At 35.9% G+C, this 12769-nt stretch carries 10 protein-coding genes; 5 read left to right on the top strand and 5 right to left on the bottom strand.

Going from position 1 to position 12769, the window contains the following annotated elements:
• Window positions 1-86: 86 nt before the first annotated feature.
• Complete coding sequence (locus A5889_RS09630; RefSeq protein ID WP_087641688.1) at window positions 87-563, bottom strand: hypothetical protein; 477 nt, start codon at window positions 561-563, stop codon at window positions 87-89.
• A gap of 293 nt (window positions 564-856) precedes the next feature.
• On the opposite strand from A5889_RS09630, the gene A5889_RS09625 reads away from it, so the two are divergent.
• The 3 genes from A5889_RS09625 (at window position 857) to A5889_RS09615 (ending at window position 5419) form a co-directional block, all read left to right on the top strand.
• Complete coding sequence (locus A5889_RS09625; RefSeq protein ID WP_087641687.1) at window positions 857-3487, top strand: YfhO family protein; 2631 nt, start codon at window positions 857-859, stop codon at window positions 3485-3487.
• A 296-nt stretch (window positions 3488-3783) separates the two neighbouring features.
• On the top strand, window positions 3784-5001 hold the full coding sequence (locus A5889_RS09620) for a hypothetical protein (protein ID WP_087641686.1): 1218 nt from the start codon (window positions 3784-3786) through the stop codon (window positions 4999-5001).
• Between the two features lie 19 nt (window positions 5002-5020).
• Window positions 5021-5419, top strand: coding sequence for a hypothetical protein (locus tag A5889_RS09615; RefSeq protein WP_087641685.1), 399 nt, complete (start codon window positions 5021-5023; stop codon window positions 5417-5419).
• 213 nt (window positions 5420-5632) lie between these two features.
• Here the strand turns inward: A5889_RS09615 and A5889_RS09610 are convergent, their stop codons facing one another.
• Window positions 5633-7156 carry a flavocytochrome c gene (locus A5889_RS09610; RefSeq protein ID WP_176372869.1) on the bottom strand — a complete coding sequence of 508 codons (1524 nt, stop codon included), beginning with the start codon at window positions 7154-7156 and terminating at the stop codon, window positions 5633-5635.
• A 468-nt stretch (window positions 7157-7624) separates the two neighbouring features.
• On the opposite strand from A5889_RS09610, the gene A5889_RS09605 reads away from it, so the two are divergent.
• Both A5889_RS09605 and A5889_RS09600 read left to right on the top strand, forming a co-directional pair.
• Window positions 7625-8032 carry a MerR family transcriptional regulator gene (locus A5889_RS09605; protein WP_176372868.1) on the top strand — a complete coding sequence of 136 codons (408 nt, stop codon included), beginning with the start codon at window positions 7625-7627 and terminating at the stop codon, window positions 8030-8032.
• Window positions 8033-8371 (top strand): DUF4260 domain-containing protein, encoded by a 339-nt coding sequence (locus tag A5889_RS09600; protein WP_087641683.1) that lies wholly within the window; start codon window positions 8033-8035, stop codon window positions 8369-8371.
• Between the two features lie 98 nt (window positions 8372-8469).
• On the opposite strand, the gene rihC is transcribed toward A5889_RS09600, so the two are convergent.
• From rihC to mprF, 3 genes are all read right to left on the bottom strand, one after another.
• Window positions 8470-9393: a ribonucleoside hydrolase RihC gene (rihC, locus tag A5889_RS09595; RefSeq protein ID WP_087641682.1), complete on the bottom strand. Its 924-nt coding sequence runs from the start codon at window positions 9391-9393 to the stop codon at window positions 8470-8472.
• Window positions 9394-9526: 133 nt separating this feature from the next.
• Window positions 9527-9862 (bottom strand): hypothetical protein, encoded by a 336-nt coding sequence (locus tag A5889_RS09590; RefSeq protein WP_242585487.1) that lies wholly within the window; start codon window positions 9860-9862, stop codon window positions 9527-9529.
• Between the two features lie 156 nt (window positions 9863-10018).
• Complete coding sequence (mprF, locus tag A5889_RS09585) at window positions 10019-12610, bottom strand: bifunctional lysylphosphatidylglycerol flippase/synthetase MprF (protein WP_087641681.1); 2592 nt, start codon at window positions 12608-12610, stop codon at window positions 10019-10021.
• Between the last annotated feature and the right edge of the window lie 159 nt (window positions 12611-12769).

Genomic DNA, 12769 nt, shown 5'->3' with positions numbered 1-12769 from the left:
GGAAGATATTACTCTGCAAGTTTATCTCCCTCTCTTTATTCTATTTAGGTATTCCTTTTACAACAACTAGCTCCTAAAGACGATCTTTAGTTGCCTTTCTTTATAGCCAAATACTTTTCACGTGCTTCTTTTGATTCTTCTTTCATCGTTGGATAAGCTTTTTTTATATCATTTGCGGTAATGAAAAAGAAAATAATGGCTATAACTTCAATCGGAAATACTGTTAATCCAATTAATATTAAAGATGCATCACCTGTTCCACCCATTGCAAGTTCTGACATCATTACGATCGCCAAGATAAGACCAACTATTTCTGCAACATACATCAATATCGGTGCGATATACTTTTTTTTGGATACCAAATTTAATTTACTTACGCCAACATGAGCTAAAATAGTAAACGCAAGTATAATCGTGCCTACCGATTTTATATTTATTCCTAAAAAAGATAACACGAATACTACTATGATAATTAGAGGGATCGAAATATAATAACCGTATATTTGATACGGTCTCATTTTCTCTTTCATCTCTTGCTTTGCATTCCTCAACTCTTCCTTCAATGTTTCTAGCTCCTTTGATTTTATTAGGATCAATCATTTAATCCTGCCTTTTAGTATAGAATTCTTTAAGCTATTATTTTATCATATAAAAACAGTTGTTCTTATCTATTTATTAGGGAAAATCCTAATTTTTTGACGTTAATTATTTTTAATCGTTAGGAGATTTTCTGCTACAGTTAGACAAAGCACAAATAAACGTTTAAATTTTTTTAGATTTTCTACCTCAAGCAATCAATTTTTCTAGGGATATGCTACACTATAGTTAGTCTATTTATTACGTTGTGAGGTCGATTATGAAGAAAAAAATTCGTGCATTTACCAAAGAAAACTGGCCTTATATGACCGCCAGCTTTTTCATTCCTTTTTTTGTAATGGTCATTGTTTATCTAAGTCTTGGTATCTATCCAGGGAGCAGCCGCAGTGTGATGGCGAGTGACTCCTTTTCACAATTTTCTAATTTTCATGCAAGCTTCAATAATGTTCTTCATGGAAAACAAAGTATTTTTTATACATGGAATGCTTCTCTAGGTCTAAATTATCTTTCTTTGATTTCTTATTACCTTGGCGGACTTTTTACACCGCTTGTATTACTTTTTAAAAATCAAAATATTCCTGATGCACTCTATCTGATTACCTTACTAAAAATTGGATCAGCGGGTCTGTCTTTTTGGGTCTTTGCAAGAAATACCTATAAGATGCCAAAATGGGGCCATGTCATGCTTAGTGTTCCTTATGCACTAATGTCATTTGCCACTGCTCATTCTGAGATCATCATGTGGCTGGATGCCTTTACATATTTACCGTTGGTCATATTGGGGATTCATCGATTGATGGATAAACAAAAACCAACATTGTTATTCGTCAGTTATTTGCTATTGTTCATCTCTAATTTTTACATGGGCTTTATGATCGGTGTCTTTTCATTCCTTTATTTCATTGCTCGGACATTGACCAATTGGACGCTATACAAAAAAAGGATCGTTTCTTATGGGCTGACCTCTTTACTAGCAGGCGGCGCATCGATGATTTTAGTCCTACCAGCTGTCCTTGATTTAAGAGCAAATGGGGAAACCTTGTCTCAAGTGACTCAATTCAGAACAGAAGCAACTGCTTTTTGGGATATTGTCATGAAAAATATGATCGGTGTCTATGACACGACTAAATATGGCTCGATCCCTTTCATTTATATTGGTTTACTTCCATTGATTTTCTGTGTCTTTTATTTTGTCACAAAAGAAATTCCTTGGAAAAATAAAGTGCTGTTTGGTAGTTTATTCGTTATTTTGATCGCTAGTTTTTACATTACACCACTGAATTTATTTTGGCATGGGATGCATGCACCGAATATGTTTTTATTCCGTTACAGCTTCTTATTCTCTTTTCTGGTGGTGCTTCTAGCTGGATATGGCTTTGAAAAATTCAAACAGGATGATTTAGGTTTGCTGGCAGGAACGACGATTATTTTGATCGCTATCTTTGCTTTAGCAGAAGGTACAAAAAGCGCAACGAGCTATGACTATATTCCGATCACTACGTTTATCTTGACGGTCGTATTTTTACTTTTATATTTAGCTGGGATCGTTTTTTACCAATTGAAAAAAATTCCGATGAACTATCTGATCATCTTATTACTATTATTGGTATCAACCGAAGCATTTATCAATACAAATGCCATGTTAAACGGTATTTTGGAGGATTGGAACTATGCTTCCCGCAGCTTGTATAGTGAGCCGTATCCGTCACTCAAGCAGCTAGTCGATAAAACAAAAAAAGACAATGATTCCTTCTATCGTCTGGAAAACCTGAACCCTGTTTCATCGAATGATAGTATCAATTACGGCTATAGTGGTGTCAGCCTGTTTTCTTCAATAAGAAATCGTCATTCCTCTTCTTATTTGAATGACCTAGGTTTTAGAGCAAGGGGAACTGCACTGAATATTCGTTATCCGAACAACACACTATTGATGGATTCATTAGTCGGGATCAAATACAACATTTCTGAAAGTGATCCTTTGAAATTCGGCTTTTCCCCAACGGATAAAGCTGGAAAATTCTCATTATATGAAAATAGCAATGCACTGCCTTTAGGCTTTTTAGCAGACAAAGACATTTATTCTGTAAAACAGCCAGCCAATGACAATTTAAGTAGTCAAACTAATTTATTCAACGCATTAGCTGACCAGAAACAAAACTATTTTACATTTTATCAACCAACGATCCTCAATAAAAACAATGTGAAGATCGAACAAAATGGAACATCTGTGACTTACCGAGAAGTTCAAAATAACGTCGCTAAAGATATTACATGGACGGTCGATGTACCAGCAAACACACAAGCATACCTTAGCTTGTTCCCGACAGACTTTGCTCAGCTTGAAAGCTCAACAGCAACTATGTCGGTAAATGGGACAAGTCAAAAATCTCAAATCAACATTACTGGACAATACTATAATCTAGGATATTATGACACTCCTACAACGGTCACATTCACGGTCAGCTTCTACGGTACAACAGCTGTGAGCTTTATGGAGCCAAAAGTGGTTGGAATGGATACCAAGGCCTTTGAACAATCTGTTCAGGCGATCCAGGATAAAGGTGCTGATCTATCTGCTAAAGGCCGTAAAGCAACTGGAACGGTCACCGCAGATAAAGACCAAGTGCTTTTAACAACGATTCCATATGATAAAGGCTGGAAGGCTTATGTCGATGGCAAAAAAGTTCCTGTAAAAGCATTTAAAAAGGCCTTTGTAAGTATTCCTGTAACAAAAGGTGAACACACGATCAAATTCGTTTATTTACCGGAAGGCTTTATCCTTGGTACAATTTTATTCGTTACCTGTATTGGTGGTTTTGTATTTTATGTACGCGTGATCAATAAGCCTAAACTGGCTTTGGTCAAACCTCGGAAACGGAAGAGAAAATAAAAAAATGGGACAGTATTCGAGGAAAACTTGATTATTGTCTCATTTTTTATTGAAAGGTACATAAAAACTCACCATCTTAAACTATTTTGAGTAATTTTATCAAACCTCTGAAAGTATTGTTCTAGCAACAGTTTAAATTTTTTCCATTTCACACTAGATAAACGAGAAGATAAATTTTTCTAAAGAACATAAATATTATATTTTTTATAACAAGTAACTTATTTTTTGAAAATAAATATTTACATCACTTAGTTTCATCGGTATGATTAGATTATAATTAGAAAAGGAGGAGTAAAATGAAACTAAAAAGTATATTTACTAAATTGTCAGTTGCGGTTTTACTTTTTTCATCATTATCGTTTGGGGGGCAAACTGTTTTAGCTGAAACTAGTTCACCCACTGAAAATGAATTGGTGGAAGTCAATGAAGAAACAGTTTCCAATCTTGCTTTAGAATTAGCAAAAATAATTAAGCCAGAAGTAAAGGTTACTATTGCTGATATCACAAAACTTTATGATAAAAATGAATCTGCTATTGGGTTTGTTGTTAGCTATAAGTCAGAGGAAACACCGTATGGTTATGCTGTATATGATTTCCGAGTACCTGGATACCTAATGGAATGTTCAATAGATGAAAATGTTGGTGATATTGTAGACAAAACAGTTGAAATGGCAGAAGCAAAGGGAGTGGATGTTGACTCAACTGTTGAAAATAAGGATGTAAAAGTTATTGAAGTTGAGCCCTTAAAATATTCTGTAGAAGTTAATGATACTGTTACAGTTACTTCAGATAATGAAATTTTGACAACAGAACAAGAAGTCATTGAAATGGAAAAGAACGCTGAAGATGTTACAGTAACGAACTCAGAATTTGTAACAGATTCTGAATTGGATCAATTGGTTTCTACTAGTAAATATGACAGCCAAGATAAGGTATTACTGAGAGAAACAGCTAGAGGGCTAACTAATATTCAATTTAGAAGCTGGAGACAGTTCATTCCTAGTATTGAGAGTGAAGTTGAAAGCCAAACGGGCATTTGGGGCTGTGCAGTTTCTGCAATGGATATTTTGGCTAAAGGAACGAATTTGGAACATAATACTAAAGTTGCCTACCCTAAACTTTGGAAATATGCAAAAACAACACAATATAAGGTTCAGAATGGCATTAAATATGGTTCTACAAATAATGGAAACATTGGTGCTGGGTTTGCTCAGTTTGCTAAAGAGAAGAAAAAAAATATTTCATATCAAAATATTTCTTCACCTAGTTTTGGACAGTTTAAATCAGCGATTGATAATAAAAAGCCAGCTATTTTTGCTTATGGGATTATAAAAGCTAATACTAAAGAAAGAACAGGCCATGCAGTGGCAGTTGAAGGCTATATGTCGTCTAAACAAGCTAATTATTTAGTAGTAGCTGATGGATGGTTTGCAGCTGCAAAGTATGTAAATTATATACCAGGAAACTTTTTAGACACATACGGTATTATTTGGTCAGGAATTCAAACAATTTAAATATGTAAAGGAGTATTTCATGAGACTATTAAAAATAAGTATTCTATTTTTAGTACTCTGCTTTATCACCGTAGGTTGTGTCAACAAAAAGGAGGAGGAAAACTTGAACGATAGCTCCGGAGAAAACTCTGCACATATAAATCATTTAATTGGGTATGTTAAAGAAATAAGAAGTGAGTCTTTTGTAATTACAACAATTGAAGAAGCAAGTTCTACACAAAATTCTGATAGCTTAGATATTCCGCGATCAAGTAAATTATATGTTTTTATACCATTTGAAGATACCTATGAAGAGATACAGAGCAAAATAAGAATTGGAGATAAGATACAAGTTTCTTACACAAATATTGCAATAACTAATGGAATTTATACATTAACCATGATTGATAGTAGCCAGTTAGTGATAAAGGATAAATAATAAATGATGCCAGAAGAATAGTTCATCGGAGAAAATTAAGATGGATTATTCTTTTGGCATTTCTATTGTATAGTAGGAAACATTGGAGAAATGTTTTTGTTTTTTCAAGCTTTGCAACAACACCATGATTTCTTCCGTCTAACCGCAAACAAAAAAGAGCTGGTTTGATTACCAGCTCTTTTCATTACAACAATTATTTTGTTTAATCTAGTTTTATTTAGGATCTTCAGCAAATTTCGCTGATTGTGTACCTGCTTGACGTCCAAACACTATAATATCTGCAACAGCATTCCCGCCAATTCTATTTTGACCATGAATTCCACCAGTAACTTCACCAGCAGCATATAATCCATTGATCACAGAACCATCTTCTTTTTCGACTTGCGTATCTGTATTGATTTTCACGCCACCCATCGTATGATGGATCCCTGGTGCAATTTTAATTGCATAAAATGGCCCTTTTGTTAAATCATAATCCATTGCTGTTTTACGTTCAAATGCAGTATCAGATTGACTTTCTACTGACTTGTTCCATGTATTCACTGTATTTTCTAAAGTCTTAGCATCTACATCGATTTTTCCAGCTAATTCCTCAATTGTTTTGCCTTCAACGACTACTCCTTGCTCTTTATAAAAATCAACTTGTTTTGCACGTTTTGCCAATTCTGAGTCAAATATCAAATAAGCATAGTGCTCTGGAAGTGCAGTGATTGCAGACGAAACATTATCACGTGTTTCAAGTTCATTGTAGAAACGCTCGCCTTGCTGATTTACAAGAATAGCACCTTCACCACGTACTGTTTCGCTAATAAGCATACCTGTTTCTTGAACAACGGTTGGATGCACTTGAATTTGTTCCATATCGACAACTGCGCCGCCAAGCGACTCGATCATTTTGATACCGTCTCCTGTGCTTCCTTCTGAATTCGTGCTGACATATCCTTTTAAATCTGGACGATATTTTTCGATCATTTCTTCATTGGCACCAAAACCACCTGTTGTCACAACAACTGCTTTTCCTGAGATGACTTTCTCTTCCCCATTCACTTTAGCAGTTACTCCGTTCACTTGACCGTTCTTTTCGTTTATTTTTACCACATCAGTGTTTACAAATAAAGGTATTTCTTTTTCGTGAATATTTTTAATCAAGCCATCTACTAAATAAGTGCCGACTGCGCCTCCATCATGTGGTCTGTGGATACGCTTCTGACTGGCACCGCCACTATAACTAATGTTGTCTAGAGTAATTCCCATAGAATCCAGCCAATCAATAGCGGAAGCAGAATGATCTACTAAATAATGTAGTAGCTCTTGATCATTAGTGCCTTTTCCACCTTTTAACGTATCGTCAAAAAATGATTGATTACTATCTTCGATTTTTTGTTCTTTTTGAAATTTTGTCTCTGAAGCATTCATTCCGCCTGAAGACTTCAGTGTATTGCCGCCTGCAACTGGTAATTTTTCAAGAATGACTGGATTCATACCCGCATCTTTTGCAGACAACGCTGCTGCCATACCCGCACCACCAGCGCCGACAATAACAACATCATATTCGTCTTTTAATTTTGATGGGTCTGTGTATTCTTGTGCAGAAGCCCCAGAATTCGCTTCAATAGAACTTCCTGTGCTCTTTTCTGTGCTTGATTTACTTGTTGAAGAACTATCTCCTCCACATGCACTCAATGCTAGAACCATTGTTAACCCCACAAAAACAGATTTCATTTTGTTTTTTTTCATGATTATCCTCCTAAATCAATTACAGCTATTCGCTTGAGAAACAGTGAACAAGTATATTTAAAATAAAATATCCCTTTTTACTCAATACCGTTTATCAAATAAAAAATTTGTTCATCATTTCACTATTTATATTAAGTCATTTAATAACATAAATCAATGCTTTTATCACAAAAATAAGATCATTCTAAGCGATTAAAAATCTCTTAGAAAGTTAAATTTTATCAAAAGAAAACTATTTCAATCTACTTTATAAATCAATCGAAAAACAAACTAAAATTTTTATTTTATATGTATAAAATATGAAAGTGTGTCCTTAGACCGTCCTCTTCTTAATAAGAATTAGTGATTCAATGAACTATTAGTGCTAATCATTTCACTATGCTTAAATCTTTAGAAACTATTTTCCCATTGACATTCTAGTTCACTTCAATGTTATCATTTTGGCATAGGAGAACAGGAGGTCTTTATATGAAAATAAGTGAACTATCTAAACTTACAGGGATCAAGAAAGAAACCATAAGATACTACGAGTCTATTGGTTTACTTACGCCTGATCGAAATACAAACGGCTATAGAAAGTATACAGAACAAGAATTAAAAGATCTTAGCTTCATTTTAAAGCTCAAACGTTTATCGATTCCATTGAATGAAGTAAAGATGCTGATGGATATAAAACGTCAGAAGACAAGTATCGCATGCAAGGAAGAAACACTGCACTTTTTAGATCGTTACATCAAAATAAGTCAGGATAAATTAGCATTTTTAACAAAATCCATTGATATTTTAGTTGATATCAAACACATTGTTGGTAAAAATAACCCGAATGAGGAAAATGAAATCATTCAACGCTTAGCATTATTTGAGGAGGAATTCTAAATGAAGCTTATTCTAAAACTTGAATCTATCTTCCTCCTTCTCATTGCTTTATTCTTCTACTTTTCTGTCTTTAAATTTAGCTGGGTAACTCTCTTCGTTTTTCTATTTGTACCTGATCTATCGATGATTGGGTATCTCTTGAGTGATCGAACGGGCGCGTATATCTACAATATTATTCACAATTTAGTATTACCAGCGATTCTGCTTGCACTAGGTCTTTTTTTCGATTCTTCATTTTTATTGATGTCATCGTCGATCCTCTTCATTCATATTTTTATGGATCGTTCCTTAGGCTACGGGTTGAAGTATTTAGATAGCTTTCACCACACTCATTTATAATGAATACATTAAAAAGTCCGAGAAAAACTAGAAAACAGTTTTTTCTCGGACTCTAATTCTTAAAAAACGGTGCCTAAAAGTCAGGTGCTTCTCTTTCCTTAAATGCATTTCCCTATCGCATCAAAAAACCATTGTTTAAACTGACCACTATCTAAATCCACACAAACACGGCAATTCGCAGTTTTTTCTAAATAACCATTCAAATCAACCAATGTCGCACCAGCAGTCAGTGCACCTTGTGTTTCAACCGCCACATAGGTCTCTCGCACGTCAAACATTTCTGGTGCTAGTAAATAGGCAATCGCACAGCCATCATACATATGCAGCCCAACATCCAAGTTACCGCTGCGGTAGCTTTGAAACAGCTGATCGATCATCTCTCCTGTCTTATTCATCTTCTTAAGCTTCTTGCAATCTACAGCTGAGATCAATGCTTTTTCACCAACATCTAAACCAACCATCGTCAAAGGTAAACCACTCTCAAAAACAATTTTAGCTGCTTCTGGGTCTGCTGCGATATTAAACTCCGAAAGAACACCAGTATTTCCTCTTGCCAAAGAGCCGCCCATCAAGACAAGCTCCTCGATTCTTTCAGAACATTCCGGGTACATTCGAAGCAGCAACGCGATATTTGTCAATGGTCCAATGGCGACAATCGTCGTCTTTTCTTTTGTTTCCATCAAAGTCTTATACATATCGATCACTGCATGATTTTTCGTCAACAGTTCATATTTAGATTCTGTAAATTCATAACCATCCATCCCTGTACTCCCGTGAATTTCGCTCGCATCGATCGCATCGCAAAGTAACGGACGGCCTGATCCGATCGCCACTGGAACCTCTTTATCCCAAAACGCCAACAGCTTCAGTAAATTTTTTGTCACCTTATCTACACTGACATTTCCTGAAACCGTTGTAAATAATTTTACATCCAACCTTTCATCAAATAATGCAGCTGCAATCGCGACTGCATCGTCGATTCCTGGATCTGTGTCGATAATTATTTTTCTTTTTTTATTCACTCTACCTTGTCCTTCCTTTAGACCTTAGCGCCATCAAGCCCTTCTCCCAAATAACCTTAACTTAGCCAAAGCACTCCTTTTTGTATAAAAAACAGGAAACAAAAACATATCTGCCTCCCATCTCTTTCTATTTTTAATAATCCAATTGTTTTAAATGTAATAAAAATGTATCTGCCTTTAGATGTTTGATCGTATATAAACGTTCAATCTGTCGGCGGAGTTTTTTATCTTCTTTCGCAGCTGGATCAAACGCTTCCAATAGCTTACTGATCCCATATTCAAATAACACACCGCTGCCGCCACTGCCAATAGCAAAGCCGATCGATTCCGTGTCATTTAGCTGACCTTTTTTTATTTCTGCCACTGTTTTGGTAAAATCACCTTCAACGATTATTTCATCGATTTTCTTATCTAATGCGGCAATTAATTCCGCCTTTGTGCATACCTTTACTTGCTCTATGATCATCATAAAAAACCTCCTTTTTTAATTATTATACGCTATTCTATCATTTTTACTAGTCGTACTTAAGACTGAAAATAAAAAAATTTCTCCGATTTCTGTCTTTTATTCGGTACAAAAAAAGCCAAAGACATAACTTATTAAAAGCTGTCCTCGACTTTTCTATTATGAAATGATCATTGCTTCTTCGACAAGGGAAACTCTTTCACCCTTCCCACGCTCGACCAACAACGCTAATTGGATACACGCAAAGAGTACATTGCTTTGCTTAGAGTATGCATAATATCTTGCTTCCCAATGGCTGACATAGCGTTCTTTTTCTTGTCTTGTATCTTTAAAACCATATACCTGATCACCATATTTATAAAAAATATTGACCAAACGTTCTTCTAAAAATGAATATTTTGTTTCTCCCACATTTGAAAGCGGTGCTGTACCTAAATCGATGATTTGGTAGCCCTGTTTCTGATACTCTGAAATGAAATGGGTCAAGATAAAGTCAGTTAGATGCTCAGGTGCCTCGTTAGAAAAACGTAAAAGATCATAAGAAACCTTATATTTTGGCTGGATCGGTTTCGCTGTAATAAAACCAACAACCTCATGATGTGCATTTCTTACGATACCCACATCACTCAATGACAAATACTCTCGATCAAAGCTGCCGCCGACAAAGTTCCGTTCTCGTTGACTGCCCAACCATTCTTCAGAAACGTTGGCCAACGCTTGAAACAACTCCTCAGATACTGGATCATGATACATCGTGAATGTATAACCCAAATTAGATAAATGCTGTAATTCCATGCTGTTCGTTGCCAAAGAGGTCGGAATCAAGTCAGAAGAAGAGAAGTCAACCAGACCTTCTTCCCCTATCTTCATAAAATTATAGCCTAAATCATGTAAAATCATCGTGTATTTCTCACCAATTCGATAAAAGGCTGCCTGATAGCCAAGTAAATCCGCTGCATCCATAAATGCCAGCGTAGCTTCTGCCCATTTTTGCTCATTACCGATCGGATCGCCTAAAATGAAACATTTATTCGCCTTTATTTGATAAGCGAACAAAACTTCATCCTGGTTGTTTTCCTGATAGTAAAAGTATTCATAGTTTTTTAAATAAAGGAGATGACTGCCTTCTGTACCGCCATATTTACGAATCAGCTGGGTCAACCGTTCTTCCTGAAAAGGTTCGCCCAAACGCATAGACGTATCTGCTAAATATTGATACAACGTAATCAAACCGATCATTGATATCCCCAACCCGATAAGTCCTGAAAACCAAACATCGTCTGATGGAAACAATAAAAACATATGCGGCAACGGACCAGTCTTATCTGGGTGAGAGCTATAATATCCTGCGACTGCATAAATAATAAAGAGAAAACTGAACAACACTCCGTCTAAAACTAATGCGCCCCAAGAATAAACAAATTTTTCTCGATAAAATTCTTTTCTTGCTAAAAATACAGCGGAAAGAATCACAAGGTAAACCAAGATCAGCTGCCATGAAGCTGTTCTCGAAATCGTATTGACGATTCCAAAGATCAAAAGACCGATCGTTGGTCCGTAAGCCTTTTTTACCTTCATCGAAATCCCTCGAGCTAGTCCCAGCAACAAAAAGCCAATCAGCATATTAAATGTTTGATCTAAGAAATCAAACGAAAATGGCAATAAAAATTTAAATAGTCTGCTGACATTCGATAGATTCGTAACGGTGGACAGTAAGACCATCATGATCCCAGCAAAATAAAGGGCAGTCACTAAAATAAAATGTGCTACTTTTTGTGAAAAGATCTGTGGTAAATTATCAAGGAACCGATTGATTTTCACACCTGTTTGATGGACAAATAAAAGAATTCCCGTGATAAATGGCAATACATAATAAAATAAACGATAAAAAATCAGCCAAACAACCGCTGTCGATTGACTCACGCCAAGTTGGGAAAGCCCTAAGATCATCAATACATCAAATGTTCCCATACCACCTGGCACCATCGTCAGCATCCCTATCAAGGTCGCAATCACAAACATTGGGTATACAGAAATCAATGAAACTTTGACCTGCATCAGTGCCCCAACACTCAAAAAAACGAACATCGCACCTAGCCATTGACCTAATGAAGCACCAAATAAGAGAAAAATGCCTCTTGGAAAAAAATCCTTAAATAATGTATATTTCTTTAATTGAGTAAAGAAAAATAATGCTGGTGCAATCAAGCTTCCTGCAAGCAGCCACACCCAATATTCTCGAAACAAGCTGTCTGGACGTATAAAAAAAACATCAATAAATGCAATAAACGATAAAATCGATAAACCAGAAATCATGAATAATGCTACTTTAGAAACCGTAGCAACAACTTTTTTTCGAGACGCATCTTTTCCATAAAAATTGGCCCGAAGCGTTGCGCCAACAACTCCGCCGAAACCCGCCAGATTATTGATCGTATTTGTGACCCATGCAGAAACAAACCACTCCCAGCGATTCATTTTCGGTTTTCCTTGCTCCTCAAGCACATTGACAACGACTAGATCATAAAGCAGCATCGGCAGTACTCCGATCATCCCAACTAAGATCATCCCTAGTAGACGAAACCGATTTTGCTGTCCCATCGTCTGAAACACATCTTGCCATGTCATTCCCTGTACGATATGAGTAACTTGGTTCGCAACAAAAATCAAAACCGAACCAAGAAAAATCAATTTCAATAATAAACTATGCTCCTTCATCCAATGAAGTAGCTGATTGAATCTCCTTTTCATTGATTCACCGCCTTTCTAATAAACATCCACTTCCCCATTCAGCTCAGCAGCCCAATGAGGTGTCCTAAATACTCATTTTTAGTTTTCTTTTATATGTTAGCGTAAAACCGCTTATTTTTCCACTATTGCTTAAAATGCAAAAAATATGATAGAAGCGCA

The sequence above is a fragment of the Enterococcus sp. 9D6_DIV0238 genome, assembly GCF_002174455.2.
Classification (GTDB): domain Bacteria; phylum Bacillota; class Bacilli; order Lactobacillales; family Enterococcaceae; genus Enterococcus_L; species Enterococcus_L dunnyi.
Note: the sequence above shows the minus strand (reverse complement) of the source record. Positions and strands in the feature narration are given on the sequence as shown.